The organism is Streptomyces sp. NRRL F-5122, from assembly GCF_001507435.1.
In the GTDB taxonomy this organism is placed as follows: domain Bacteria; phylum Actinomycetota; class Actinomycetes; order Streptomycetales; family Streptomycetaceae; genus Streptomyces; species Streptomyces lannensis.
On sequence record NZ_LMWH01000070.1, the window covers coordinates 85523 to 112484 of the forward strand.

The 26962-nt window shown below is 69.3% G+C and carries 20 protein-coding genes and 1 riboswitch; of the genes, 8 read left to right on the forward strand and 12 right to left on the reverse strand.

Annotated features, from left to right (window positions below):
• Positions 1-5 precede the first annotated feature (5 nt).
• The 3 genes from ADL25_RS10300 to ADL25_RS10310 are packed head-to-tail and all read right to left on the reverse strand — an operon-like array spanning position 6 to position 2827.
• Entirely contained in the window at positions 6-917 is a 912-nt protein-coding gene (locus tag ADL25_RS10300) for an ABC transporter ATP-binding protein (protein ID WP_059127355.1), read from the reverse strand.
• A gap of 49 nt (positions 918-966) precedes the next feature.
• Positions 967-1875 carry an ABC transporter permease gene (locus ADL25_RS10305; RefSeq protein ID WP_059127356.1) on the reverse strand — a complete coding sequence of 303 codons (909 nt, stop codon included), beginning with the start codon at positions 1873-1875 and terminating at the stop codon, positions 967-969.
• On the reverse strand, positions 1865-2827 hold the full coding sequence (locus tag ADL25_RS10310) for an ABC transporter ATP-binding protein (RefSeq protein WP_059127357.1): 963 nt from the start codon (positions 2825-2827) through the stop codon (positions 1865-1867). Before ADL25_RS10310 ends, ADL25_RS10305 begins: the two co-directional genes overlap by 11 nt.
• Before the next feature lie 366 nt (positions 2828-3193).
• Between ADL25_RS10310 and ADL25_RS10315 the strand changes: the two genes are divergently transcribed.
• From ADL25_RS10315 to ADL25_RS10330, 4 genes are all read left to right on the forward strand, one after another.
• Positions 3194-4948: an SDR family oxidoreductase gene (locus ADL25_RS10315; RefSeq protein WP_059127358.1), complete on the forward strand. Its 1755-nt coding sequence runs from the start codon at positions 3194-3196 to the stop codon at positions 4946-4948.
• A 525-nt stretch (positions 4949-5473) separates the two neighbouring features.
• Entirely contained in the window at positions 5474-6034 is a 561-nt protein-coding gene (locus ADL25_RS10320) for an RNA 2'-phosphotransferase (protein WP_059127359.1), read from the forward strand.
• Positions 6035-6112: 78 nt separating this feature from the next.
• Complete coding sequence (locus tag ADL25_RS10325; protein WP_059127360.1) at positions 6113-7015, forward strand: LLM class flavin-dependent oxidoreductase; 903 nt, start codon at positions 6113-6115, stop codon at positions 7013-7015.
• A gap of 90 nt (positions 7016-7105) precedes the next feature.
• The gene (locus ADL25_RS10330; protein WP_059127361.1) at positions 7106-7975 is read left to right on the forward strand and encodes a Cof-type HAD-IIB family hydrolase; all 870 of its coding nucleotides are present in this window, start codon (positions 7106-7108) and stop codon (positions 7973-7975) included.
• 16 nt (positions 7976-7991) lie between these two features.
• Here the strand turns inward: ADL25_RS10330 and ADL25_RS10335 are convergent, their stop codons facing one another.
• From ADL25_RS10335 to hisC, 5 genes are all read right to left on the reverse strand, one after another.
• Positions 7992-9041: a M23 family metallopeptidase gene (locus tag ADL25_RS10335; RefSeq protein ID WP_059127362.1), complete on the reverse strand. Its 1050-nt coding sequence runs from the start codon at positions 9039-9041 to the stop codon at positions 7992-7994.
• A 132-nt stretch (positions 9042-9173) separates the two neighbouring features.
• Positions 9174-12722: a thiol reductant ABC exporter subunit CydD gene (gene cydD / locus ADL25_RS10340; protein ID WP_234380854.1), complete on the reverse strand. Its 3549-nt coding sequence runs from the start codon at positions 12720-12722 to the stop codon at positions 9174-9176.
• Between the two features lie 55 nt (positions 12723-12777).
• Complete coding sequence (cydB, locus tag ADL25_RS10345; RefSeq protein WP_059127363.1) at positions 12778-13791, reverse strand: cytochrome d ubiquinol oxidase subunit II; 1014 nt, start codon at positions 13789-13791, stop codon at positions 12778-12780.
• 20 nt (positions 13792-13811) lie between these two features.
• Positions 13812-15320 carry a cytochrome ubiquinol oxidase subunit I gene (locus ADL25_RS10350; protein WP_059127364.1) on the reverse strand — a complete coding sequence of 503 codons (1509 nt, stop codon included), beginning with the start codon at positions 15318-15320 and terminating at the stop codon, positions 13812-13814.
• A 318-nt stretch (positions 15321-15638) separates the two neighbouring features.
• On the reverse strand, positions 15639-16718 hold the full coding sequence (hisC, locus tag ADL25_RS10355; protein WP_059127365.1) for a histidinol-phosphate transaminase: 1080 nt from the start codon (positions 16716-16718) through the stop codon (positions 15639-15641).
• A 455-nt stretch (positions 16719-17173) separates the two neighbouring features.
• Between hisC and ADL25_RS10360 the strand changes: the two genes are divergently transcribed.
• From ADL25_RS10360 to ADL25_RS10370, 3 genes are all read left to right on the forward strand, one after another.
• Entirely contained in the window at positions 17174-18286 is a 1113-nt protein-coding gene (locus ADL25_RS10360) for a LacI family DNA-binding transcriptional regulator (protein ID WP_079050284.1), read from the forward strand.
• Positions 18287-18530: 244 nt separating this feature from the next.
• Entirely contained in the window at positions 18531-19625 is a 1095-nt protein-coding gene (locus ADL25_RS10365) for a metallophosphoesterase (protein ID WP_059127367.1), read from the forward strand.
• A 192-nt stretch (positions 19626-19817) separates the two neighbouring features.
• Positions 19818-20684: a hypothetical protein gene (locus tag ADL25_RS10370; protein WP_059127368.1), complete on the forward strand. Its 867-nt coding sequence runs from the start codon at positions 19818-19820 to the stop codon at positions 20682-20684.
• A 277-nt stretch (positions 20685-20961) separates the two neighbouring features.
• Here ADL25_RS10370 and ADL25_RS10375 read toward each other — a convergent pair whose 3' ends face one another.
• Together ADL25_RS10375 and thiC are read right to left on the reverse strand one after the other, a co-directional pair.
• Positions 20962-21591, reverse strand: coding sequence for an MSMEG_1061 family FMN-dependent PPOX-type flavoprotein (locus ADL25_RS10375; RefSeq protein ID WP_059127369.1), 630 nt, complete (start codon positions 21589-21591; stop codon positions 20962-20964).
• A gap of 233 nt (positions 21592-21824) precedes the next feature.
• Positions 21825-23627 (reverse strand): phosphomethylpyrimidine synthase ThiC, encoded by a 1803-nt coding sequence (thiC, locus tag ADL25_RS10380; RefSeq protein ID WP_059127370.1) that lies wholly within the window; start codon positions 23625-23627, stop codon positions 21825-21827.
• Positions 23620-23776, reverse strand: a riboswitch (TPP riboswitch). It overlaps the preceding gene by 8 nt.
• A gap of 80 nt (positions 23777-23856) precedes the next feature.
• Here thiC and ADL25_RS10385 point away from each other — a divergent pair.
• On the forward strand, positions 23857-25302 hold the full coding sequence (locus tag ADL25_RS10385; RefSeq protein ID WP_107116568.1) for a YibE/F family protein: 1446 nt from the start codon (positions 23857-23859) through the stop codon (positions 25300-25302).
• 249 nt (positions 25303-25551) lie between these two features.
• Here the strand turns inward: ADL25_RS10385 and ADL25_RS10390 are convergent, their stop codons facing one another.
• Together ADL25_RS10390 and ADL25_RS10395 are read right to left on the reverse strand one after the other, a co-directional pair.
• On the reverse strand, positions 25552-25989 hold the full coding sequence (locus ADL25_RS10390; protein ID WP_059127372.1) for an SsgA family sporulation/cell division regulator: 438 nt from the start codon (positions 25987-25989) through the stop codon (positions 25552-25554).
• Positions 25990-26088: 99 nt separating this feature from the next.
• Positions 26089-26931: an IclR family transcriptional regulator gene (locus ADL25_RS10395; protein WP_079050285.1), complete on the reverse strand. Its 843-nt coding sequence runs from the start codon at positions 26929-26931 to the stop codon at positions 26089-26091.
• Positions 26932-26962: the final 31 nt, after the last annotated feature.

The following is a 26962-nucleotide window of genomic DNA, read 5'->3' on the forward strand; positions in this document are numbered from 1 at the left end:
GCCTCCTACGCCGCGACGAGATACGAGAAGACGGACTCGAGGGACTCGTCGGACGGCGAGACCGTGAGCAGCCGGATGCCGTGCTCGCGCGCGACCTTGGGCAGCAGGGCCGTGAACCGGCCGAAGTCCACCGCCTGGATGCGCAGCGCACCCTCGGCGAGGTCGACCTCGATACCGGCCGTCGACGGGTCGGCGATCAGCGCGGCCGCGAGCGTCCGGTCGTCGCTGGAGCGCACGAGGTAACGGTGCGGGCGGTCGGTCATCAGACGGCGGATCCTGCGGAAGTCGCCGCTCGCCGCGTGCCGTCCTGCCACGATCACCTCGATGTGCGAGGCGAGTTGCTCGACCTCCTCGAGGATGTGCGACGAGAAGAGCACGGTGCGCCCCTCGGCGCCCATCCGCTTCAGCAGGTCCATGAGCTGCATGCGCTGACGCGGGTCCATGCCGTTGAACGGCTCGTCGAGGAGCAGCAGGGACGGGTCGTGCACGAGCGCGGACGCCATTTTCACGCGCTGGCGCATGCCCTTGGAGTACGTGGAGATCTTCCGGTCCTGCGCGTACTCCATCTCGACCGTGGCGAGGGCGCGTGCCGCGGCCTTCGCGCCGAGACCGTGCAGTTCGGCGTTGGCGACGACGAATTCGCGCCCGGTCAGGAAGTCGTACATCGCCTCCCGCTCGGGGACGATGCCGATCTGCTTGTAGATCTGCTCGTTGCGCCACACCGGCTGCCCGTCCAGGGTGACGGTGCCGGTGGAGGGGGCGAGGAAGCCTCCCATCATGTTGATGAGCGTGGACTTCCCGGCGCCGTTGGGGCCCAGCAGACCGGTGACTCCGGGGCCGATGGTCATGGTGACGTCGTTGACTGCGACCACATTGCCGAACCAGCGCGAGACGTGGTCGATGGAAAGAGTGCTCATGGGCGCAGCCCATTCCTTGGGAAGGTGGTGGTGGGCGACGGGCGGGAGATCACAGTCCGACCTTTCGGTAGCGGCGCATCAGCAGTCCGTAGCTGCCCGCGACCAGTCCCAGGACGACGAGGAGATGGACGATGCCCTGTGCGGCGGAGGGGCCGTGTCCTCCGGGATAGGAGGAGGTCGCGCCCAGGAAGGCCGTCTGCACACCGTCGATGAGCGTGACGGGCGAGAACAGCCCCATCCAGACGATGGCGTTGGAGTCGCCGGACTGCGCGTCGGCGATGGCCTGGATGGTGGAGACCGCTCCGTAGGAGATGGTCAGGACGGCGATGACCGCCGCGATCCCGAATCCGCGCCGTGGCGTCGCCGCCGCGATGACCAGGCTGATCCCGGCGAACAGCAGGGAGAGCAGCGCCACGGAGACCAGCGCCTGGGCGAATCCCTTGGTCTGGTGCTCGAAGTCCAGCTTCGCCAGCAGTGCGCCCACGTAGAGGACCAGCAGCGGCGCGGCCGTGAGGATGAACATCGCCGAGGCCAGGGCCGCGTACTTGGCGCGGACGTAGTCGGCGGTCTCGATGGGCCGCGAGAAGTACAGCGGAACGGTCTTGAAGCGCAGGTCGCGGGAGACCGACTGGGGCGCCTGCGAGGCGACGTACAGGCCGATGATGGCCTGCATGATGATCGCGTACCGGGTGTACTCGACGGGCAGGTCCTTCGCCTTGGTGGCCACCGCGACCGCCACCATGATCAGCGCGGGCGCGCACATGACCACGAACAGCAGCATCGGCAGCACCTTGGACTTCACCGACCGTCCGAGGCCGTAGGCGCCGCGCAGGGACTGCGAGTACAGCGAGCGGCGCGCGTAGGCGCGGCCGAGCCGCGGGCCGTCGTAGTTGCGATAGCCGATGTTGTGGATCCGGGTCTGCTCGGCGCCACGGGCCGTGGACTGCTCAACCGCCATGGCCGATCGCCTCCTTCCGCTGCTCGTCGCTGTCCTTGAAGACCTCTGCGATCTGGTGCCTGCGCTGCTCCATGCGGACCAGGCCGAGGCCCAGCTCGGCGACGACGTCCCGGACGAGGTCGTACGTCTGCTCACCCTCCGCGGTCAGCAGCAGGATGTGGCCGGCGCCCGGCAGACCGCTGCTGTCGTGGGTGGTCACCCCGCGCGCCAGGAGCGCGTCGCGGACCGCGCCGGTGCCGTCCGGGTGCTCGTCGGTGTCGGTGACCTCGATCGCGAGGGTCGTGGTGGTCTGGGTGAAGTCCCGGGTGGAACTGGAGCGCAGGAGCTTGCCGCCGTCGATGACGACGACGTGGTCGCAGGTGCGTTCCAGCTCGCCGAGCAGATGGGAGGTCACCAGGACCGAGATGCCGAAGTCGGTGTGCACACGGCGGATCAGGCCGAGCATCTCGTCACGGCCGACCGGGTCGAGGCCGTTGGTCGGCTCGTCCAGGAAGACCAGTTGGGGATCGTGCACCAGGGCCTGGGCGAGCTTGACGCGCTGCTTCATGCCGGTCGAGTAACCGCCGATGGGGCGGTAGCGCTCCTCGTACAGGCCGACATGGCGCAGGGTGTCCGCGGTGCGCTCACGGGCGGCGGCCGGGGGCAGTCCGGACATGCGCGCCATGTGGACCACGAACTCGGTGGCCGACACATCGGGCGGCAGGCAGTCGTGCTCCGGCATGTACCCGACGCGCTCACGGATGGCGCCGCCCTTGGTGGCGACGTCGAGTCCGAGCACTTCGGCTCGGCCCTCGGTGGCGGGGGACAGACCCAGCAGGATCTTGATCAATGTGGACTTGCCGGCTCCGTTGGCACCGACGAGTCCCGTCACACCGGGGCCGACGTCCACGGAGAGCCGGTCAAGCGCGGTCACCCTGGGGAACCGCTTGCTCAGGCTTTCGGTCGCGATCACAGTCACATCCCCGAAGGTAGTGACACAGCCCATGCGGGTCGTCAGACCGCAGAGCCGTCTTGACATCAGACTCCAGTCGTACGGGTCCTTAGGGGTCCCCCTCAGGTCGAACCCGCCGGCGGCCCCGCACCGGCGGAAGTGCCGCTATTGACGAAATCTCTAACAACTGCGAGATTCGCCGATGTCACGTTACGGGCACGTAGCGCAATCGGTGGGCGCCCGGAGCGTGGCGCGGGAACGGCAGTGGCGCGTGAACTCCCGGCGGGGTTCGAGGCGGAACCGCGGCGTGCGCGGAGGCGGCCGCGGCACACCATTCGATCGTGGCGGACCGCGGACCACCGACTGCGGGCGCCGGACGGAGGACGGGTGACTCTCACAGGGGCGCGCGAGCGCCGGGTGCGGACAGGTGGAATCGAGCTGTGCGTCGCCGAGCTGGGAGACCCCGCGCGGCCCACGGTGGTGCTCGTGCACGGCTATCCCGACAGCAAGGAAGTGTGGTCGGAGGTGGCCGACCGTCTCGCCGGCCGGTTCCATGTGGTGCTGTACGACGTCCGCGGGCACGGCCGGTCGACCGCGCCGACGCCGCTGCGCGGCGGATTCACACTGGAGAAGCTGACGGACGACTTCCTCGCCGTCCTGGACGCGGTCAGCCCCGGCCGGCCGGTGCACCTGGTGGGACACGACTGGGGATCGGTGCAGTCCTGGGAGTTCGTCACCGTCGAGCGCACCGAGGGCCGGATCGCGTCCTTCACCTCGATGTCCGGACCGTCCCTGGATCACTTCGGGCACTGGATCAAGCAGCGCGTACAGCGTCCGACCCCCCGCCGGGTGGGCCAACTGCTCGGCCAGGGTGCGAAGTCCTGGTACGTGTACCTGTTGCACACGCCCGCCCTGCCGGAGCTCGCCTGGCGAGGCCCGCTGGGCAGCCGGTGGCCCAAGATCCTGCGACGGATCGAGAAGGTGCCCGGCGGTGACTATCCGACCCAGTCCCTGCCCACGGACGCAGCTCACGGCGCCTGGCTGTACCGCGACAATGTGCGGTCCCGGCTGAGCCGTCCACGCACCGACGCCCATGCACATGCTCCCGTCCAGCTGATCACGCCGCTCGGGGACGCGTTCCTCTCCGAGCGGCTCTACGACGAACTGGAGCGGTGGGTACCGCGGTTGACCCGTCACACGCTCCCCGCCAAACACTGGATCCCGCGCACCCGGCCGGACCAGGTGGCCACCTGGATCTCGGAGTTCGTGACCGCTGTCGAGAGCGGAGATCCGGCACCGGCGACGAACGGCCGGTACGCGCAGCGGTTCGCGGGACAGCTCGTGCTGGTGACCGGCGCCGGCAGCGGCATCGGGCGGACCACGGCGCTCGCCTTCGCCGAGGCAGGAGCGCGTGTGGTGGTCGTCGACCGGGACGCGGAGGGGGCCGCCCGCACCGCGGAGCAGGCCCGGTCCGGCGGCGCCCGGTCGGCATGGGCCGAGACGGTCGACGTCTCCGACGAGCAGGCCATGGAGAAGCTCGCCGAAAAGGTCGCCGCCGAGTACGGCGTTGTGGACGTATTGGTGAACAACGCCGGTATCGGCCTGTCCGGTTCGTTCTTCGACACGACCACCGACGACTGGCGCAGGGTCCTCGACGTCAACTTGTGGGGGGTGATTCACGGTTGTCGTCTCTTCGGCAGGCGGATGGCCGAGCGGGGACAGGGCGGCCACATCGTCAACGTCGCCTCGGCGGCGGCGTATCAGCCCTCCAAGGCACTGCCCGCCTACAGCACCTCCAAGGCCGCGGTCCTGATGCTCAGCGAGTGCCTGCGCGCGGAGTTGGCCGGACGGGACATCGGAGTGTCGGCCGTCTGCCCCGGCTTCGTCCACACGAACATCACGTCGACCGCGCGGTTCACGGGCGTGGACGCGGCGGAGGAGAAGCGGCGGCAGGAGAGGACGGCGCGCTTGTACGGACTGCGCGGATACCCGCCGGAGAAGGTCGCCGACGCGATCCTGCGGGCCGTCGTACGCAACCAGGCGGTCGTACCGGTCACCCCCGAGGCGCGAGGTGCGCGCCTGATGTCCCGCTTGGCTCCGAAGGCACTGCGGGCGATCGCCCGACTCGATCCACCTCTGTGACGCCCGAGTTGGGGATCGGCCACGGCGGCCCACGTCATCTCGCGTGGCCTCATGGGGATGTTCGGGCGTTCAGGGGCCACCGCGCCTTCCCCTGGTTGTAGTTCGCTCCGCGTCGGCGTCCGTCGACGTGCGCCATGTCCCATCCCGTGCGACGGGCGTCGAGGCACAACCACCGTGCTTCAACTGGTGCCTGTACGAAGGGCGTTCAGGTTGAGCCGAGCCGACAGGAGTCAGTCGGTCGTCGATCGAGAGAACGGATAATTCATCCTTTTCTGCCGCAGGTTCCTACAGGCGCCTCACCGTTCGTGCCATGGCGCGCGCACAACTCGGTTATCGGGATGCCCGTTTGACTCTGTTCGACGCAGAAGACCGTCGAGCAACATCAGTTGATAAACCCGCCTGTTTCGCCTACAAGTTGTCCACAGAACTGCCAAGTAGCCTGTGGATAACCGCACTTGGCTGTGGACCAAACATCGACGACGAAATCGGATGCGTGATCCACGTCTCGTCCCTCACGCTGTAGACATGAAGGACGAGAACGACGACAGACGCACCGTGAAGGTGTCGAAGTACCTCTCGAAGCATCTGCGGCACCAGCCGGAGCGGATCGGGCTCACACTCGACGAGGCCGGCTGGGTGGAGATCGACACGCTGCTCGCCGCAGCCGCCGCGCACGGCTTCCGGATCACGCGCGACGAACTGGACCACGTGGTCGCCGGCAATGACAAGAAGCGTTTCGCCGTCGAGGGCGGCCGCATCCGCGCCAGCCAGGGACACAGCGTCGACGTCGACCTGGGGCTGCCACCGGCCACCCCGCCCGCCTACCTCTACCACGGAACCGTCGCACGCCATCTGGACGCGATCCGGGCCGAGGGCCTGCGGCCCATGAACCGCCACGACGTCCACCTCTCGCCGGACCGTGAGACCGCCACCCGCGTCGGCGCCCGCCGCGGCCGGCCGGTCGTCCTCGGCGTGGACGCCGCAGCCATGCACCGCGACGGCCATGTCTTCCATGTCAGCGCCAACGGTGTGTGGCTGACCCGGTCCGTGCCGCCGCGCTATCTGCGTTTCCCCGGCCCGCACTGACTCGCCGCCGCCACCGTGCGGCGCCCGCTGTTCAGACCTGTGATCCGGCCACCACCTGCGCCCCCGTAGGCTCGATGCATGAGTCTGCGTCTGAGCACCGTGATCCTGCCGTACCTCCGCTGGCACGAGGGCGGGCGTGCCGCCTGGCAGCGTGCGGAGCAGCTCGGTTTCCACACCGCGTTCACCTACGACCACCTCTCGTGGCGGTCCTTCCGCGACGGCCCGTGGTTCGGCGCGATCCCCACCCTGACGGCCGCGGCCTCGGTGACGCAGGGTATGCGCCTGGGCACGCTTGTGACCTCGCCGAACTTCCGGCACCCGGTCACCCTCGCCAAGGAACTGATCTCCCTCGACGACATCTCCGGTGGCCGGATCACGCTCGGCATCGGTGCGGGCGGTACCGGCTTCGACGCCACCGCACTCGGCCAGGAACCCTGGACCCCGCGTGAGCGGGCCGACCGGTTCGGGGAGTTCCTCCCGCTGCTCGACCGTCTACTCACCGAGGACTCCGTCTCGTACGAGGGCCGGAACTACTCGGCGGACGAGGCACGCAACATCCCCGGCTGCGTCCAGCGGCCCCGGCTGCCGTTCGCGGTCGCCGCGACGGGACCCCGCGGTCTGCTGCTCGCCGCGCGACACGGTCAGGCCTGGGTGACCACCGGCGACCCGAACCTGTACGAGACCGGCACCCCCGAGCAGTCGGTCCAGGCGCTGCGCACGCAGACCGAGAGGCTGGCCGAGGCGTGTGCCACGATCGGCCGCGACGCCACGGAGCTCGACAAGGTCCTGCTCACCGGCTTTACCCCCGACCGAGGCCGTCCGCTGGAGTCCCTCGACGCGTTTGTCGACTTCGCCGGCAGGCACCAGGAGCTGGGCTTCACCGACCTCGTGGTCCACTGGCCCATCCCCGACTCCGACTTCGCGGCGGACGAGAAGGTCTTCGAACGGATCGCCCTGGAGGCACCCGCGCAGCTGGGCTGACCGTGACGGAGGGTGACACCGGGGAGTGGTATCACTCACCTGTGCGGACTTTCGCACGATCGTGCGGGCATATGCGCGAGAATGAGGCCCGTGACCTCAGCGACCCGACAGCCCGAGACCCCTGCCTCCATCGTTCCGCCCCGTCTGATCGCGACAGATCTCGACGGCACCTTGCTGCGCGACGACAAGTCGGTCTCCGAGCGCACGGTCGCCGCACTGGCCGCCGCCGAGGAGGCCGGTATCGAGGTGTTCTTCGTCACGGGCCGCCCGGCCCGCTGGATGGACGTCGTCAGCGACCATGTGCACGGACATGGCCTGGCGATCTGCGGCAACGGCGCCGCCGTGGTCGATCTGCACGGCGGCCCGGGCACCCACCGCTTCGTCAAGGTCCGGGAACTGCCCCGGGACAACGCGGTGGACGCCGTACGCCTGCTGCGGGACGCCGCACCCGGCACGGTCTATGCCATCGAGCAGACGTACGGCTTCTACCAGGAACCGGACTACCCCAAGCTGCACATGGAGAGCCCGGATCTGCGCGCGCCCGCCGAGGAGCTGCTCGCACGGGACGCCCCGGGCACCCGGCAGCCGGTGCTCAAGATCCTCGCCTACCACCCGGACCTGGACCCGGACGCCTTCCTCACCCTCGCCCGCCTCGCCGTCGGCAACCGGGCGTCCATCACCCGGTCCAGCCCCAGCGCACTGCTGGAGATCAGCGGTCCCGGCGTCTCCAAGGCGAGCACGCTGGCGCTGTGCTGCGCCGAACGCGGCATCTCGCACGAGGAGGTCGTCGCCTTCGGTGACATGCCGAACGACGTGGAGATGCTGTCCTGGGCGGGGCAGTCGTACGCCATGGGCAATGCGCACCCGGACGTGATCGCGGCGGCGTCGGGGCGGACCGTGGCCAACAACGAGGACGGGGTGGCCGTCGTGATCGAACGGATCCTCGTGGAACGGCTGTAGTCGCCGGCGAGGCACATCACACCTTCACCCCCCGGGCCGCCAGCCAGGGCACCGGGTTGACGCCCGACCCGAACTCGGGTGTGGACCGGACCTCGAAGTGCAGATGGGGACCGGTCGAGTTGCCCGTCGTTCCCGACTGGGCGATCCACTGCCCGGCCTTCACCCGGTCACCCTGGCCGACGGTGACGGCGGCGAGATGGGCGTACTGCGTGCAGAAGCCGCCCGCATGCTTGATCACGACCTCCATGCCGAACGCGCCCCCGCACGTCACGCGCACCACCTGCCCGGCCCCCACGGCCCGCACCGGCGACCCGATGGGCACCGCGAAGTCCTGGCCGGTGTGCCCGCGCGCCCAGTGGCTGCCTCCGCTGCCGAAGCCCGCGGACAGCCGGTACCCCTCCACCGGTGTCACCCATGGGTGCCCGAATCTCCGCCGCGGCTGCTGGAGATGGACGGCGCCCCGGCAGGTCCTCGTGGCCGCGGCGGCGTCGGCCTGGCGCTGCAACACCGCGCGCGCCACGTCCAGCTTCGTCTGAAGGGTCCGGTTCCGGGTGGCCAGGACCCCGTACTGCTTCTGGAGCGCCCGCCATCGTGCCGAGGCGCGTGTCCGTTCTCTGGTGAGGCGGGTCTCCGCCTGACGGCTTCTGGCCACCGCGTATGCGACCGCGAGGTCCACACGGGCGAGCACGTCATGAGTCTGCATCAGTTCGCGGGTGCTGTCCGGGAGCAGCGAGGTGTAGGACACCCCTCCGCTCTGGCGGTACTGCGCGCGGGCTATTCGTCCGAGGTCCTTGTGCAGGGCCGTCATCACCGTGCGCGCACGGACGAGGAGCTTCTCGTCCCTACTGGCTATGGAACGCTGCGTCTCGGACTCGCGGCGCACCTTCTCGTACTGCCGCGCCACCACGGCGGCGTCGTCGTTGAGCCGCGCCACCAGGACGCTGGCGCCGGCGGCCGCGTCGAGACCCGACGCCCCGTCGGCGGCCGCGGCGGGCCGTCCCGGGAACACCGCGACGGTGCCCAGCAGCAGGGAAACAACCAGGGGACAACAGTGAGATGATCGCATGTCAATGATCGTGACCCGTGTCGCGGCCGCGGTCCTGTCGACGTCCTACGCACGGGGGACGGGACGACCACATATGGCCCAGTGGCTTCCCTCGTGGGAGGGTCGGCCACTGCTCCGTCCGCCACATGCCGCCTACTGGACTTCGGCGAGTTCCCGAACCGCCGGCACGGCCCGCACCGCCCGGTCGCCCAAGAGGTCGCCGCGGGCCTCCCGTTCCAGCATCTCCCGCAACGGTCCGTCCGTCGCGACGAGTTCGGCGTAGGGGCCGCGCTGGACCACATGGCCCTCCGCGAGCACGATCACCTCGTCGACCGCCTCGAGACCGGCCAGCCGATGAGTGATCAGCAGCGTCGTACGGCCCTCCGTGGCGGCCAGTAGATCCGCCGTGAGCGCGTCCGCCGTCGGCAGGTCGAGGTGTTCCGCGGGCTCGTCCAGGACCAGGACGGGGAAGTCGGCGAGCAGCGCCCGGGCCAGGGCGAGCCGCTGCCGCTGACCGCCGGAAAGGCGGGCGCCGTGCTCGCCGACCAAAGTGCCGAGGCCGTCGGGGAGTCCGTCCGCCCAGTCGAGCAGACGGGCCCGCGCGAGCGCGTCGCGCAGCTCCGCCTCATCCGCGTTCCTCCGCGCGAGCAGCAGGTTCTCCCGCACGGAACTGTCGAAGAGATGCGCGTCCTGCGCGCACAGCCCGACCATGCGTCGCACATCGTCCCCCTCGAGGGCGTACGCATCGGTGCCACCCAGCGTGTAGGAGCCGCCGTCCGCATCGAGGAACCGCAGCAGAACCTGCGCGAGTGTCGTCTTTCCCGCGCCCGACGGGCCCACCACGGCGATCCTGCGGCCCTGTTCCAGGGTGAGGTCGAATCCGCCGAGGGCGTCCCGGCCCTGTCCGTCGTGACGGGCGGTCAGCCCCGCCAGGACGAGCGGGAAGGCTGACGGGGGCGCCTGCCGCGGCAGGTCCGGTTCATGCACCGGCTCCTGGGCGTCCAGCACCTCGTACACGCGCTCCGCGCTCCTGCGCACCCGCTGCCGGTACTGCACGGCGAGCGGCAACCCCGTCACCGCCTCGAACGCGGCCAGCGGGGTCAGCACCACGACGGCCATCGCCACCCCGCCGAGCCGGCCGTCGGCCACGGCGCGGGCGCCGACGAGGGCGGCGGCCGCAACGGTCAGCCCGCTGACGAGCGCGGTGAGCCCGTCACCGAGCGCGGTGGCGGTGGCGGCGCGGGAGGCGATGCGGGTGAGGACTCCGTCCGCCCGCCGTGTCCCGGCCGTCCGCTCGGGCAGCGCACCCGCGACCGTCAATTCGGCGGTCCCGGTGAGCAGGTCCGTCACCCAGGTCGCCAACTCGCCACGGGCGGGTGCCAGTCTCCGTTCCGCACGGTGTGCCACGGCGCCAGTCAGCAGGGGTACGCCGACACCGGCCGCCAGCAGCCCGACCGCCAGGGCGGCACCGGCCTCGGGCAGCAGCCAGGCGGTGAAGCCGACGGAGCCGGCCGACACGACGAGTGCTGCGCCCACGGGCAGCAGCCAGCGCAGCCAGTAGTCCGACAGCGTGTCCACATCGGCGACGAGGCGCGTCAGCAGATCGCCGCGGCGGGTCGTCCGCAGTCCGGCCGGGGCGAGTCGTTCCAGTCGGCGGTAGACGGCCACCCGGGTGTCGGCCAGCATCCGCAGCACCGCGTCGTGCGACACAAGCCGCTCCGCGTACCGGAACACCGCTCGTCCGATGCCGAACGCCCGGGTCGCCGTCACGGCGACCATCAGATAGAGCACGGGGGGCTGCTGGGAGGCTCGCGAAATGAGCCAGCCCGACGTGGCCATCAGCCCGACGGCGCTCGCCGGTGCGAGGCTGCCGAACAGCAGCGCAAGGGTGAGCCGTCCGCGCCGGGGGCCGGCCATGGCCTGGACACGGGCGAACAGGCCGGCGCGCCGCAACGGGGCGGTGACGGGCGCCCGCTCGTCGTGTGCCGCTACTCCCGGCGGTGTCCCCTGGCGGGGTGACGGTACGGCTCCGGCGCGCGTGGGACCGCTCGTGCGGGCGTGCTCCTGTGCATCGAGCCGCACCAACCGGTCCGCCAACGCGAGCAGCGCCGGCCGGTGCACGACGAGCAGCACCGTACGGCCGACTGCCAGCCTGCGTACCGCCTCCACGATGTCCGCCTCGGTCGCTCCGTCCAGCGACGCCGTCGGCTCGTCGAGCAGCAGCACCGGCCGGTCGGCGAGGAACGCCCGCGCCAGTGCGAGCCGTTGCCGCTGCCCCGCGGACAGTCCGGCACCGTCCTCGCCCAGCACCGTGTCGGCACCGGCGGGCAGGGCGTCGACGAACTCCAGCGCCCCGGCATCGGCCAGCGCACTCCGTACCGCGGCGTCGTCCGCGTCCGGCCGGGCCAGCCGTACGTTCTCGGTGACGGTGCCCGCGTACAGATGCGGTCGCTGCGGCACCCATGCGATCCGCGAGCGCCACTCGTCGAGGTCGGCGGTGGCGAGGTCGGCTCCTCCGACGCATACCCGCCCCTGGCCGGGCTCGACGAATCCGAGCAGTACGTTCAGCAGCGTGGTCTTGCCGGCGCCGCTCGGTCCGACAAGGGCGACCGTCTCACCTGCCCCGACCGACAAGGACACCGCCGACACGGCATCGGAGGACCGTCCGGGGTACCGCACGCTCACGCCCTCGAAGGTGATCTCCCCCTCCGGAAGCCTCCGGGTCCCGCGGGCGGGCACGGGGGTCTCCAGCACCGCGAAGATCTCCTCCGCCGCGGACAGGCCCTCCGCCGCCGCGTGGTACTGCGCGCCCACCTGTCGCAGCGGCAGATACGCCTCCGGCGCGAGGACGAGGATGACGAGCCCGATGTACAGATCCATGTCGCCGTGAACGAGCCGCATGCCGATGGTCACCGCGACGAGCGCGACCGAGATCGTGGCGAGCAGTTCCAGCGCGAAGGACGACAGGAACGCGATCCGCAGTGTCCGCATCGTCGCCTGCCGGTACTCACCGGTGATCCGCTTGATGGACTCCGCCTGCGCCTTGGCCCTGCCGAACACCTTGAGCGTCGGCAGCCCGGCGACCACGTCGAGGAAATGCCCGGACAGCCGGGACAGCAGCCGCCACTGCCGGTCCATCTGCGACTGGGTGGCCCAGCCGATCAGCATCATGAAGAGCGGGATGAGCGGCAGCGTCGCGACGATGATCGCCGCCGAAACCCAGTCCTCGGTGACGATCCGTGCGAGCACCGCCACCGGCACGACGACCGCCAGACCCAACTGCGGCAGATAGCGGGAGAAGTAGTCGTCGAGGGCGTCGACACCTCGGGTGGCCAGAGCGACCAGCGATCCGGTCCGCTGACCGGCGAGCCACCCGGGGCCGAGTGCTCCGGCCCGCTCCAGCAGCCGTCGGCGCAGCTCGGACTTCACGGCCGCGCTCGCCCGGTGGGCGGCGAGTTCGGTGAGCCAGGAGACCGCGGCCCGGCCGGCCGCGACCGCAACCAGGAGCAGCAGGGGTGTGCGCAGTTCGGCGGCCGAGTGGTGGTGCTGGAAGGCGCCGACCACCACCTCGGAGATCAGCATGGCCTGGGCGATCACCAGTGCAGCTCCGACGGCGCCCAGCCCGACGACCGCCACAAGGAAGAGCCGGGTGGCCCGCGCGTAGCGGAGAAGCCGCGGATCGATCGGTTTCACGTGAAACATGCCTTTCCGGACGGGGGACGGGCGTTTCACGGGAAACGCCCGTCCTGACCAGAACTCAGTGTGTGACTCCTGCGGCGTCGGCGATGTGCTGCGTGCCGATGCGCTTGCGGAACACCCAGTACGTCCATCCCTGGTAGAGCAGGACGAGCGGCGTGGCGATACCGGCGCACCACGTCATGATCTTCAGGGTGTAGGGGCTCGACGAGGCGTTGCTCACCGTCAGGCTCCAGTCCGCGTCGAGCGTGGACGGCATGACGTTCGGAAACAGCGTCAGGAAGAGCATCGCGACCGCGGCCACGACGGTGACGCCGGAGAGCGCGAACGCCCACCCCTCACGCCCGGCCTGGTTCGCCACAAGGGCCACGACCAGCGCGGCCACCGCCACGATCAGCGCGATCAGACTCTTGCCGTCGCCCTGGTCGATCTGTGCCCAGACGAGGAAGAGCAGGACCAGGACGGCCGTCAGCAGACCGACCCAGCGGGCCAGCCTCCGGGCCCGTTCCCGGATGTCCCCGACGGTCTTGAGCGCCGTGAACACCGTGCCATGGAAGGTGAACAGAGTCAGCGTCACCAGACCGCCGAGGAGCGCGAAGGGGTTCAGCAGATCCCCGACGCCGCCCACGTACTCGAAGTTCCGGTCGATCTTGACGCCCCGCACGATGTTGGCGAAGGCCACACCCCACAGGAATGCGGGGATCAGCGAGGTCCAGAAGATCGCGGTCTCCCAGTTGCGCTGCCAGCTCTCCTCGGGCCGCTTGGCCCGGTACTCGAAGGCGACACCGCGCACGATCAGGCAGACCAGGATGACCAGCAACGGCAGATAGAACCCGGAGAAGAGCGTGGCGTACCACTCGGGGAACGCGGCGAAGGTCGCGCCGCCCGCGGTGAGCAGCCACACCTCGTTGCCGTCCCAGACGGGCCCGATCGTGTTGATCAGCACCCGCCGCTCCGGCCGGTTGCGGGCCAGCAGCTTGGTGAGGATGCCGACCCCGAAGTCGAAGCCCTCCAGGAAGAAGTAGCCGATCCAGAGAACCGCTATGAGGACGAACCAGACGTCGTGAAGTTGCATGATCTGAGCGCTCCCTCGGCCTAGTACGAGAAGGCCATCGGCTTGTCGGCGTCCGTGGAGTCGCCGCCGATCCTTGTGGGCGGATGGAGATCGGACTCGCTGAGCTCCGGCGGTCCCGCCTTGACGTACTTGACGAGCAGCTTGACCTCGATGACCGCGAGAATCGCGTACAGCAGGGTGAACACCGTCATGGACGTGAGGACCTCGCCCTGGGACACACCGGGGGAGACCGCGTCACGGGTGCGCAGCACGCCGTAGACGACCCACGGCTGGCGACCCATCTCGGTGAATATCCAGCCCCAGGAGTTGGCGATGAGCGGGAAGCCCAGGGTCAGGACGGCTATGCGCCAGTACCACGTGGTGAGCCTCGGGCCGAGCGGCTTCTTCCGGAGGAGGACCAGATGCGGCACCTCGTCCTCCCCCCCGCGCAGATGGGCGGGGAGCAGGAACTTCTTGCGGGTGAGCCAGAGCCCGGCGAGCCCGATGGTGAAGGACGCCATACCGAAGCCGATCATCCAGCGGAATCCCCAGAAGGTGACGGGGATGATCGGACGGTAGTCGCCGGGGCCGTACTTCTGCTGCTCTGCCCTGTTGGTGTCGTTGATGCCGGGGACGTAGGAGCTGAAGTCGTCGTTGGCCAGGAAGGACAGAACGCCCGGGACGGACAGCTCGACGCTGTTGTGCCCCTTGCTGACGTCTCCGTAGGCGAAGATCGAGAAAGGTGCGGGGCTCTCGCCGTCCCACAGGGCCTCGGCGGCGGCCATCTTCATCGGCTGCTGCTTGAACATGACCTTGCCGAGGAGGTCACCGCTGACCGCAGTCAGCAGGCCGGCGATGACGACGGTGACCAGACCGAGCCGCAGCGAGCTCTTCATCACGGGGATGTGCTTCTTGCGCAGCAGGTGGTAGGAGGCGATGCCGACCATGAACGCGCCGCCCGTGAGGAAGGCCGCGGACAGGGTGTGGAAGACCTGGGTGAGCGTGGTGTTCTGCGTCAGGACCTGCCAGAAGTCGGTGAGTTCGGCGCGGCCCTTCTCCTTGTTGATCCGGTAGCCGACCGGGTGCTGCATCCAGGAGTTGGCGGCGAGGATGAAGTACGCCGACAGGATCGTGCCGATGGACACCATCCATATGCAGGCGAGGTGGATCTTCTTCGGCAGCTTGTCCCAGCCGAAGATCCACAGACCGATGAAGGTGGACTCGAAGAAGAAGGCGATGAGTGCCTCGAAGGCGAGCGGGGCACCGAAGATGTCACCGACGAAGCGCGAGTAGGCGGACCAGTTCATGCCGAACTGGAACTCCTGGACGATGCCGGTGACGACACCCATCGCAATGTTGATCAAGAAAAGCTTGCCCCAGAACTTCGTGGCCCGGAGGTACTTCTCCTTCTCCGACCGCACCCAGGCTGTCTGCAGACCGGCCGTCAGCGCGGCCAGCGAGATCGTCAGCGGAACGAACAGGAAGTGGTAGACGGTGGTGATACCGAACTGCCATCGCGCCAGAGTCTCCGGTGCCAAAGCCATGTCCACGCCGTGTTCTCCTTACGTCGCCGTGGTCACAAGCGGCGGCTCGCCCCTTTCGTCCCAGACATCACTGGATCAATCGGGACGCGTTTGTGAACGCGTTCACATTCACAAGCAATTATGGCGCATAGGGGTTCGAGTCCGGATGGGTGGGGGGTCCCTCAAGCCGACGGACCATCGGACCCGGGCCGGGACCGGCCGGCCCATGGCGCGATCCGGCCGCTTCCGCCGGCCCCTGAGACCGGCGGGCCCGAACGCACTCGGCGTGCCCCCACCGCCACGGGGACGGGGGGGGCACGCCGGTGCACGCCTGCACGGAGACCGCTAACCCTCCTTGGGGTAGCCCTCCGCGACCTTCATGAAGATGTCGTTCCCCTCGGCCTCGCCGATCGTCACGCGCACCCCTTCACCCGGGAAGGGCCGCACGACCACGCCGGCCTGCTCGCAGACGGCCGCGAAGTCCATGGTCCGCTCCCCCAGCCGCAGCCACACGAAGTTCGCCTGCGTCTCGGGCACCGTCCAGCCCTGGGCGCGCAGGGCGTCCACGACCCGGGTGCGCTCGCCCACCAACGAGCCGACGCGGCCCAGTAGTTCGTCCTCCGCCCGCAGCGAGGCGATCGCCGCCTCCTGTGCCAGCTGGCTCACACCGAACGGTACCGCCGTCTTGCGCAGCGCCGCGGCCACCGGCTCATGGGCGATCGCGAAGCCGACGCGCAGCCCCGCGAGGCCGTAGGCCTTGGAGAAGGTGCGCAGCACGCAGACGTTCGGCCGCCGGCGGTACAGCTCGACACCGTCCGGCACCCTGACATCGCGGATGAACTCCCGGTAGGCCTCGTCGAGCACCACCAGCACATCGTCGGGCACCCGGTCCAGGAAGCGCTCCAGCTCCTCCCTGCGCACCACCGTGCCGGTCGGGTTGTTGGGATTGCAGACGAAGATCAGCCGGGTGCGGTCGGTGATCGCGTCCGCCATCGCGTCCAGGTCGTGGACGTCGCCCGGGGTGAGCGGCACCTGCACCGGGGTCGCACCACTGATCCGCGTGATGATCGGGTACGCCTCGAAGGAGCGCCAGGCGTAGATCACCTCGTCACCCGGGCCGCTCGTCGCCTGCAGCAGCTGCTGGGCGACCCCGACCGAGCCCGTCCCGGTCGCGAGGTGGGCCCGGGGCACCCCGAAGCGCTCCGACAACTCGTCCATCAGGCCCGTGCACGCCATGTCCGGGTAGCGGTTGAAGGAACAGGCCGCCGCGGTCACGCTCTCCAGCACGCCCGGAAGCGGGGGGTAGGGATTCTCGTTCGAGGACAGCTTGTAGCCCGTCGGACCGCCCGTCTCGGCAGGCTTCCCGGGCTTGTAGGTGGGGATGTCCTCCAGCACGGCACGCAGCCTCGGGCTCGTCTCGCTCACCGCAGTCCTCCTCGCGCACACCACCGCCCGTGGCCCGCCACCGGCGTCCAATGCTTCTCACCTTATGAGGATTCGGCGCTGCTGCGCATGGGCTGTGGACAACCGTGTGCGCCTGCGTTCCCGTCCCGGCGAAAACGGCGGCGCATCAGCGTACGAACCGGGGCGCATCACCGTCCGAAGGCGTGTGGGTCCGGGGGGCGCGTCACCGACTTTCGCGCGCGCCCGTGGCTCACGCCCTGGCGCGCATCCCTCGTGAAGGTGAGTTGAGACCTCTTCGAAATATGGCGACCTTGGCAGGCCCATACGTGCCGACAAGTCATGTACTGATGCTGGATCGTTCAAGTCTCTTGGCTTCCAAGGCATTTGACGGAAATTGACCATGCAGAAACGTGCCTGTCAACGGGTGCATATGCGTCCGCACTACCCCACCGCATGAGCCCTACTATCGGCTCGCCATGACAGCAGCAGGGAAGCACCAGGTGAGCCGGGCGGAGACCTCCCGCCAAGGAAGCCGACAGGGACGGGCAGGCATCAGAGATGTGGCCGCCGCCGCCGGGGTCTCCATCACGACCGTCTCCGACGCCCTCAACGGCAAGGGCCGGCTGCCGGACGCCACCCGACGCCACGTTCGCGAGGTCGCCGACCGGCTGGGGTATCGCCCCTCGGCCGCGGCCCGCACCCTCCGTACCGGCAAGTCGGGCCTCATCGGCCTGACCGTGACGACGTACGGGGATGAACCTTTCACCTTCACCGAGTTCGCGTACTTCGCGGAGATGGCCAGAGCCGCCACCTCGGCCGCGCTCGCCCGGGGCTACGCGCTGGTGATCCTGCCGGCGACCTCGCGCCACGACGTGTGGTCGAACGTCGCCCTGGACGGCACGGTCGTCATCGACCCGTCGGACCAGGACCCGGTGGTCAGCGAGCTGGTCCGGCAGGGCTTACCGGTCGTCTCCGACGGCCGCCCGGCCGGTTCGCTCCCGGTCACGGCCTGGGTCGACAACGACCACGAGGCAGCGGTCCTGGGCATCCTCGACCACCTGGCGGAGGCGGGTGCCCGCCGGATCGGACTGCTGACCGGCACCACCACGGACACCTACACCCACCTGTCCACGACCGCGTACCTGAACTGGTGCGAGCGCGTCGGGCAGGACCCCGTCTACGAGGCCTATCCGGCCCACGACCCGTGCGCGGGCGCCGTCGCCGCCGACCGTCTGCTGGCCCGTCCCGACCGTCCCGACGCGGTCTACGGGCTCTTCGACCCGAACGGCACCGACCTGCTGGCGGCCGCCCGCCGGTACGGACTGCGCGTACCCGACGATCTGCTGCTCGTGTGCTGCAGCGAGTCCGCCGTGTACGCCAACACCGAGCCTCCGGTCACGACGCTCTCGCTGAAGCCCCGCCGGATCGGCACGGCGGTGGTCCAGCTCCTCATCGACGCCATCGAGGGGGTGCAGTCGGAGCGGCCCGTCGAGCAGGTGATACCGACGGAACTGATCGTTCGTACGTCGTCCGAGCGACGCCCGCCGCGTACGACCGTCAGTCCGCCCCGGTCGCCCGAGCAGGGGTAGCCGCCGGTGACCCGCGGGCGACGCACGGATGGCCCGCGGGCGGCCGAAAGGCCGGACGTCGACAGGGGAAAGCCCCGCCCATTTAGGGCGAAAGCCTCGGGGATCCGGGGCCCTACCCCGATTCACCACCCCTGGGTCATCACATGGCGCGATCCGCATTCCTATGATGGGCCCACGACACCGCGGGCCGCTGCGACCAGGCAGTCCGAAGCGGTGCAGATGCGGCGCAATGGTGGAGGGGTCGATGACTCAGGGGGCCGGTCAGGGACCCGAGGCGGAACAGGCGGGGACGGTGCGTGACTTCCGGGTGCCCGGGTACGTCCACGAGACCGGTCCGTACGCCCAGAACATGCCCCCCGGCCAGGTCGCCCCGACCGCCGCACCGCCGGCGGCCTATCCCGACGGGTACTCCGCCGACTACACGCCCACCGAGCGTGACCTCCCCGTCGTCAACCGCGGCGACACCCTTCAGACCACCGTCGACCCCGCGTCCGTCCCGGCCCAGCAGCCCGGCGAGGGACCGGGGCCGCTGTTCGTGGTCGGGGACGTCCACGGCTTCCTCGACCAGCTCGTGGCGGCCCTCCAGGACAAGGGCCTCATCGACGCCGCCGGCAACTGGTCCGCCGGCACGGCGCGGCTGTGGTTCCTGGGGGACTTCACCGACCGTGGTCCCGACGGCATCGGCGTCATCGATCTCGTGATGCGGCTGTCGGCCGAGGCCGCCGCGGCAGGTGGCTACTGCAAGGCGCTCATGGGCAACCACGAGCTGCTCCTCCTCGGCGCAAAGCGGTTCGGCGACACCCCCGTCAGCTCCGGCGCGGGAACGGCCACCTTCCAGGCGGCCTGGCTGCTCAACGGCGGCCAGAAGACGGACATGGACCGTCTGCAGGATCACCACCTCCAGTGGATGGCCCGTCTGGACGCGGTGGAGGAGGTCGACGGACATCTTCTGGTCCACTCGGACACGACCGCGTACCTCGACTACGGCGACTCGATCGAAGCGGTCAACGACACCATCCGCGAGACGCTCACCCGCAACGACGCGGACGAGGTGTGGGACCTGTTCCGAAAGTTCACCAAGCGCTTCTCCTTCCGCGACGAGGGCGGTGCCGACGCCGCGCGATCCCTGCTGGAGATGTACGGCGGCAGGCGCGTCGTCCATGGCCACAGCCCCATTCCCTACCTGCTGGGCCAGGTCGGCTCGGAGGAGGGCGAGGACAGCACCGGACCGGTGGTCGAGGGCCCGCACGTGTACGCGGACGGGCTGGCGATCGCGATGGACGGCGGTGTGACCATGGCCGGGAAGCTGCTCGTCCAGCAACTCCCCTTGGAGCGCTAGAAGTTCACGAGGCACGTGACCCCGGCACAGTACCGCCGCGGACCGCGCGGTCGGGCGTGCAATTTCCTGAAACCCCCTGTCACCGGGTGCCGTCGCCGCTCTACCATCGGCTTATCCGTAGCAGGCTCCCCTCCGTTTCTGCCCGACGGCTCGTCAGCATGCCGAGCCACAAGCCCTACGGAGCATCGGGGGATGCACATGAACAGCGTTCCGCAGCACCTGCTGAGCGAGGACCGCCAGGATTACGAGCGGATCCTCGATGAGGCGCTGCGCTCCGCACCACACCGCCCGGAACTGGCCGCTGTGGGACAGCGGCTCAACCCCGAACAACTGCGCACCATGGCGCTGAACGCCACCGCTCTCATCACGGCGGCGGCAGCGGCCGAGTACCACCACTACGTGAAGGTCCGCGAGGAACTGCGCCGGCCGGCGCAGTCCACCCCGCCCGTCCACGACAGCACCTCCCGCTCCCTGGAACAGGAGATGGACGGCCTGGGGCTTGCCGCCACCATGGGAGAGGCCGCAGCGAGCGCCGGCGCAGGTGCCGTCGTCGCGGTGCTCGCTCCCTTCCTCGCCGGTGCCGCGGCGGTGATCTTCCTGCTCGTCGGCTACATCCTCAAGATGGTCGATCCCGACCAGGCCTTCGCCCGTACCCTCCTGACCACCGGGTGGGTCTTCGGCGCGATGACGGCTGCGACGATCCTGATCGCCGCGATAGGGCTGCTGATCACCGCCCTGCGCAACAGCTCCACCGAGGACGAACCAGGCCCGCAGGGCGAGTTGGCCCTAGAGGTGAGCCGGGCCAGGGAATCCTGGCGAGAGGCCCTGCTGGAGCGCGGAATCCTGCCGTTCCTCCGCGAGGCGCTCGCCGACCCGGGTACGGCCGCGATGAACCGGAAGACTCCGGAAACGACCCCCAGCCGCATCCCGCACCTCGGGTACGACCGGCCGGGGTTCAGCAGCCCCGACAGCGGCGCCTCCGCGGGATCGCGGCCCAGTTTCACCAGCCCGGACTTCACCAGTCCGGACTTCGGCGGGCCGGACCACCGACCGGAGTGAGGCGGTGCCGGCCGACCGTGCCGGTGCCACCGGCGCCGACGGCACCGAGGGTGCCGCCGGGTGCCGGTGTCCCGGGTCTAGGACCCCGGCACGGCGTCCACGGGCTCGCGCCGCTTCGACGGCCGGGGAGGAGCCATCGTCTCGCCGAGACCCGTGGAAACCCCTGGAGACCGTGCAGAGCACCGGAGAGTCCACTGCCGACGAGCGCCGCCGGGAATCTGCTTCGGGCGGCGCTCACCGGGTTCCGGTGGCCGTGTCACCGAACCGGTGACGGAGATCAGCCGTACAGCCGCTGCCCGTACTGCGGGCCGTAGTGCCGTCCGAGTTCCTCCAGGCTTTCCGGACGGTGCTCCAGGGTCTTGGCGACCAGGGAGCGCGGCGGGGCCGCGTCCGGGTTCCAGCTGTCAGCCTTCCAGAGCCCGGCCCGCAACACGGCCTTCGGGCAGTGGTAGAAGACCTCGTCGACCTCGATCAGCAGCGCCAGCTTCGGGCGATTCCCCTTCACGACCATCTGCTCGAAGAACGGGGCGTCCTGGAGGATGCGCGCCCGTCCGTTGATGCGCAGGGTGTCACTGCGGCCGGGCACCAGGTACAGCAACCCGACCTGCGGATTGGTCAGTATGTTGCGGAACCCGTCGCCGCGCCGGTTGCCGGGCCTGTCGGGTATGACGATCGTCGTGTCGTCGACAACCAGCGTGAAACCGGCGGGATCGCCCTTCGGCGAGGTGTCGCAACTGCCGTCGGCGGAGGAGGTCGACACCAGGCAGAACGGCGACGCGGCCAACCACTGCTTGTCGAGCTCGTGCAGACGGCTCCGCACCTTGTCCGCCGCCGCCGGCGTCGGTTCTCCGAGCAGCGCGCCCAACTGCTCGAGCGACGTCACCTCGACGAGATCCTTGGAGACCACGACCCACCCCCTCCGTCCGGCACGTGATCGCGTGGCAGAGAGTAGAGGAGTTCGCCTCGAACGGGCAGTTCCCGCTCACCCCGAACTCCTCGGACTTCTGCGGAATGCTCGCTGAGGCTTCGCGAGGTGCGAGACGCCCGGCGGCCGTAGGGGGGCCTCGGGAGCAGCGGGCGCGCCGGCGCGACGGGCGGTGCCCGTGATCAACCGACGACCACGAGCACCGGCCGGAAACATCAGTCCGCGATCGGCAGATACACCCGGTTCCCGCTCTCCGCGAACTCCTTCGACTTCTGGAGCATCCCCTCGGCGATCTCCTCGGCGGAGGCTCCCGCGGACGCGGTGCCGCCGAACCGCTCCGTGATGCTCTGGCTGATCTTCATCGAGCAGAACTTCGGTCCGCACATCGAGCAGAAGTGGGCCGTCTTGGCCGGTTCCGCCGGGAGGGTCTCGTCGTGGAAGGCGCGGGCCGTGTCCGGATCGAGGGCCAGATTGAACTGGTCCTCCCAGCGGAACTCGAAACGCGCGTCGGACAGCGCGTCGTCCCATGTCCGGGCGCCCGGATGCCCCTTGGCGAGATCGGCCGCATGGGCGGCGATCTTGTAGGTGATGACACCGGTCTTGACGTCGTCACGGTTGGGCAGACCCAGATGCTCCTTGGGCGTGACGTAGCAGAGCATGGCCGTGCCCCACCAGGCGATCATCGCCGCACCGATACCGGAGGTGATGTGGTCGTACGCGGGCGCGATGTCCGTCGTCAGGGGCCCCAGCGTGTAGAACGGGGCCTCGTCGCAGACCTCCTGCTGCAGATCGATGTTCTCTTTGATCTTGTGCATCGGGACATGCCCCGGGCCCTCGATCATGGTCTGCACGTGGAAGCGCCGGGCGATCCGGTTGAGTTCCCCGAGGGTGCGCAACTCCGCGAACTGCGCCTCGTCGTTGGCGTCGGCGATCGAACCCGGTCGCAGTCCGTCGCCCAACGAGTAGGTGACGTCGTACGCCGCGAGGACCTCGCAGAGTTCCTCGAAGTTCTCGTAGAGAAACGACTCCTTGTGGTGCGCGAGGCACCATGCCGCCATGATCGAACCGCCTCGGGAGACGATTCCGGTCTTCCGGTTCGCGGTCAGCGGCACATACGGCAGTCGTACCCCCGCGTGCACCGTCATGTAGTCCACGCCTTGTTCGGCCTGCTCGATGACCGTGTCCTTGTAGATCTCCCAGGTCAGCTCCTCGGCCTTCCCGTCGACCTTCTCAAGGGCCTGGTACAGCGGCACCGTGCCGATCGGCACGGGGGAGTTGCGCAGCACCCACTCGCGCGTGGTGTGGATGTTGCGGCCGGTGGACAGATCCATGACCGTGTCGGCGCCCCAACGGGTCGCCCAGGTCATCTTCTCGACCTCCTCCTCGATGGAGGACGTCACCGCCGAGTTGCCGATGTTGGCGTTCACCTTCACCAGGAACCGCTTGCCGATGATCATCGGCTCGGTCTCCGGGTGATTGACGTTAGCGGGGAGAACCGCGCGACCCGCCGCGATCTCCTCTCGTACGACCTCCGGCGCCATGTTCTCCCGGATCGCCACGAACTCCATCTCGGGGGTGATCTCGCCCCGCTGCGCATAGGCGAGCTGTGTGACCGCCTCGCCGGTACGACCCCGGCGCGGTTGGCGCGGTCGGCCCGGGAAGACCGCGTCGAGGTTGCGCAGGCCCCCACGCGGCGATGTGTGCTTGATTCCGTCGTCCTCGGGACGGACGGGCCGCCCCTCGTACTCCTCGGTGTCCCCACGAGCGACGATCCAGTTCTCTCGCAGTGGTGTCAGACCCCTGCGGACGTCCGTCTCCACAAGCGGATCGGTGTACGGGCCGGAGGTGTCGTACAGCGTGACCGACTGCCCGTTGGTGAGATGCACCTGACGGACCGGCACCCGCAGATCGGGGCGCGAACCCTCGACGAACGCCTTGTGCCATCCGATGGACTTTCCTGCCTCCGAGGACATGTGCTGCTGATCGGAGGCAGGGGTGTGCGCATCCTTGTTGGTCATGAGACCTACTCCCTACGCCGGCATTACCCGGTAACAGGTTCAGCGGTCGACGCAGCGGTTTCCGCCCGACGATGTTCCACGTGAAACATCGCGTCCACGGAGGTCAGCGCCCTCTCAGCCCGGTGCTCCGAGCTCCCGTGTGTGCAAAGGTCCTCTCACGCTAGCGTCTAATTCCGCGGCCTGCACAGTAGGCCTCGAGCCATCTTGCAATGATCGGTCGGTGACCTCGATGCAGCACCCGCCCCCCTATCCGCCCTCCGAGCCGCCCCGCGGACGCGGTCCGGGCGACCGGCACGACCATGGCCATGGAGGCGGTCACGGGCCCGGGGAAGGGTACGGAGGCGACCGTGGAGGCGCGTCCGGGGACGGCAACGGGTCCGGCGGCGGGCACGGCCACTCCCACAGCCACGGACCAGCCGCCCCCGTCTCGCGCCATCTGCGCAGAGTCATCGCGGCGATCCTCATTCCCTTCACCGCGGCGGTCGTGGTCGGTCTCGTGGTGCTGTGGCCCGGGGGTGTACCGGACCACAAGCGGACCGGTGTCGGCTTCGACCGGCAGACGCAGCAGGCGACGGTCACCACGGTCGTAGCGGTGGACTGCAAGTCCGTGAACGCCTCGGGCGAGACCCCGACCGGCGACACCTCCACCGCCGAGGGTTCCTCGGCACAGCAAGAGGCGGGCGGTACCTGCAAGAAGGCGACGATCCGCGTCGACACCGGCAACGACAAGGGCCGTACGTTCACGGAGATCGTCCAGCCCGACCAGTCCCGGCAGTTGCACCAGGGCGAGAAGGTCGTGGTCGCCTATGAGCCCTCCGCGCCCAAGGACCTGCAGTACTCGGTCACCGATGTGAACCGCAAGCTCCCCATGGCCCTGCTCGCCGGCATCTTCGCGGTCGCCGTGGTGGTCGTGGGACGGTTGCGCGGCGTCATGGCGCTCGTCGCGCTGGCCGTGAGTTTCCTGGTGCTGAGTCTCTTCATCCTGCCGGCGATTCTGCAAGGCTCGAATCCGCTGCTCGTGGCCGTGGTCGGATCGAGCGCCATCATGCTGATCGCCCTCTACATGTGCCACGGTCTTTCGGCCCGCACCTCGGTGGCGGTGCTCGGCACCCTCATCTCGCTGTCGCTGATCGGTCTGCTGGGCTCGGAGTTCATCGACTGGGCCGCGCTAACCGGGAACACGGACGACAACACCGGTCTGATCCATGGCCTGTACCCGCACATCGACATGAGCGGTCTGCTGCTCGCCGGCGTCATCATCGGTTCGCTGGGCGTTCTCGACGATGTGACGGTGACCCAGACGTCGGCGGTCTGGGAGCTCCACGAGGCGAACCCCTCGGTGGGGTGGCGCGGCCTCTACCGCGCGGGCATTCGCATCGGACGCGACCACATCGCATCGGTCGTGAACACTCTCGTTCTGGCGTACGCGGGTGCCGCGTTGCCCCTGCTGCTGCTCTTCTCGATCGCGCAGAGCGGTGTGGTGACGGTCGCCAACAGCGAGTTGGTCGCCGAGGAGATCGTGCGGACGCTCGTGGGATCGATCGGGCTGGTGGCCTCGGTGCCGGTCACCACCGCCCTGGCCGCCCTCATGGTCTCGGCCGACCGTCCGCAGACGGCGACGGCCGCGGAAGTGGCCCCGGCACGCGGGGGAAGGGGACGCCGCAGGAGGCGGTGATCCACTGGAGCGGTGATCCGCCTGGAACCGCGGTCGGCCTGGAACGCCGGTCCGCCACAACGGTGTTCCGCCCCGGACCGTGGAGGCAGCCGGGCGGACACGCCAAGTCCATCTGCCGCTGCCGACCTCACCGTCCGGTCGACGCGCCCGCTCATCACGCCTGAGGAACCGTTACAGCGCCTCAAACGCCGCGGCGCCTCCGGGTACGCACAGCACCCGCGAGGAACCGTTACAGCGCCGCAGAGAGCCTCAGCCGGCGCTCTGCTCCTCCGCCAGGATCCGGTCCAGCGCCTCGTCCAGATGCGCGTCGAAGTCGGCGAGGGAGCCCTCCTGCCCGAGCGGCACCAGCTTGTCCGTGCGGTCGAGAAACGCCACGAGCGGCACGGCACCCGATCGGAACAGTGCCCGATCGGCGCCCACCTGGAGCCGGATCAGCACATCGCCGAAGGTGTCCGGCTCGGCCGGCGCGATGTGCACGTCGCCGTCACCACACGGCCGCCCTACCCCGTCGACCAGCAGCTCGCGTCCGAAGGCCCAGGTCACGGGCGCATCACCGGGCAAGTGGAAGGTCAGCCGTACGGCATAGGGATCGCAGGTCTCGTAACACAGCTCCACCGGAATGCGGAACGAGAGCTCCTCCGAGACGAGAAAACTCATCATGACCTCTGCCTGTACCGACTCACGCATCGCCTACCCCGTCAGTAGCCGTCGACTGGCCAGGAATGATCCCCCTGACACGCTCAGAAGTTTGCTGAACGTAGATGGCAGATCACAAGGAGTGAGTTTTCAGATGTTGATAGAGACGGCGAGTGTCCCTACTAGCCTTCCGACCTCCGCCTGCAACCGATATGCCGCGGACAGCAGCCGGTCGGTCTGGTGGGCGGGCAGGGAGATGGCCACCGTCGCAGCCGTCGCACCAGCGGTGATGGGCACCGCGGCACAGACGGTACCCAGTGCGTACTCCTGGCGCTCGAGGACGGGTTCCATCCGTCCGATGCGGTCGAGCCGCCGCAGAAGAATGTGCTCGTCGCGCACCGTGTAGGGGGTGATCGATCGCACAGGATAGCGATCGATGTGGTCCCGCCGGGCCTCCTCGTCGAGCTGCGACAGGAGGCATTGACCGATCGCGTGTGCGTGCCCGGTCTCCCGGAAGTCGGCCCATTCCGCGACCGCCGGGGTGCCCGGGCTGTCGGCCACGCTGAGGACCTCGATCTCGCCCTCGCGATAGACCGCGTAGTAAACGGGGGCACCGATCGAATCACGCCATTGTGCGAGTGCGTCGTCCATGACGCTGCGACGTTTCTGCTGGACCGCGCCGCTGCTCAGTCGCTCGGCGGCGTCACCGAGGAAGAACAGCCCCTTCTCCCGGCGCAGATAGCCTTCGTGGGTCAGGGTGCGCAGCAGGTGGTATGCCGTGGGCAGCGCGAGACCGACCTCGCGCGCCAGCTGCTTGGCCGGGGCGCCGTACTCACGGTCGGCGACGGCTTCGAGCAGCCGCATCGCCCGCTGCACGGACCCGATGAGGGTCGATTGCGGTTGCCCGGGCGGAAGTCGCTCCTCCACCGGTGAGGCGCGCCGCTGGACGGGTGGGGCGGGTGAGTCTGCGCGTGCGGTGCCAACCGTGGCCAAGGATCACTCCCGGAGCGCGAGGAGGGCCTCC

Bases quoted from the DNA above. Each gene is read 5' to 3' on its own strand.
- ADL25_RS10370 (WP_059127368.1), top strand. From the start codon at position 19,818: ATGCACATGAACAGCGTTCCGCAGCACCTGCTGAGCGAGGACCGCCAG.
- ADL25_RS10305 (WP_059127356.1), bottom strand. From the start codon at position 1,875: ATGGCGGTTGAGCAGTCCACGGCCCGTGGCGCCGAGCAGACCCGGATC.
- ADL25_RS10335 (WP_059127362.1), bottom strand. From the start codon at position 9,041: ATGCGATCATCTCACTGTTGTCCCCTGGTTGTTTCCCTGCTGCTGGGC.
- ADL25_RS10385 (WP_107116568.1), top strand. From the start codon at position 23,857: ATGCAGCACCCGCCCCCCTATCCGCCCTCCGAGCCGCCCCGCGGACGC.
- ADL25_RS10325 (WP_059127360.1), top strand. From the start codon at position 6,113: ATGAGTCTGCGTCTGAGCACCGTGATCCTGCCGTACCTCCGCTGGCAC.
- ADL25_RS10360 (WP_079050284.1), top strand. From the start codon at position 17,174: ATGACAGCAGCAGGGAAGCACCAGGTGAGCCGGGCGGAGACCTCCCGC.
- ADL25_RS10320 (WP_059127359.1), top strand. From the start codon at position 5,474: ATGAAGGACGAGAACGACGACAGACGCACCGTGAAGGTGTCGAAGTAC.
- thiC (WP_059127370.1), bottom strand. From the start codon at position 23,627: ATGACCAACAAGGATGCGCACACCCCTGCCTCCGATCAGCAGCACATG.
- ADL25_RS10300 (WP_059127355.1), bottom strand. From the start codon at position 917: ATGAGCACTCTTTCCATCGACCACGTCTCGCGCTGGTTCGGCAATGTG.
- cydB (WP_059127363.1), bottom strand. From the start codon at position 13,791: ATGCAACTTCACGACGTCTGGTTCGTCCTCATAGCGGTTCTCTGGATC.
- ADL25_RS10390 (WP_059127372.1), bottom strand. From the start codon at position 25,989: ATGCGTGAGTCGGTACAGGCAGAGGTCATGATGAGTTTTCTCGTCTCG.
- cydD (WP_234380854.1), bottom strand. From the start codon at position 12,722: ATGTTTCACGTGAAACCGATCGATCCGCGGCTTCTCCGCTACGCGCGG.
- ADL25_RS10365 (WP_059127367.1), top strand. From the start codon at position 18,531: ATGACTCAGGGGGCCGGTCAGGGACCCGAGGCGGAACAGGCGGGGACG.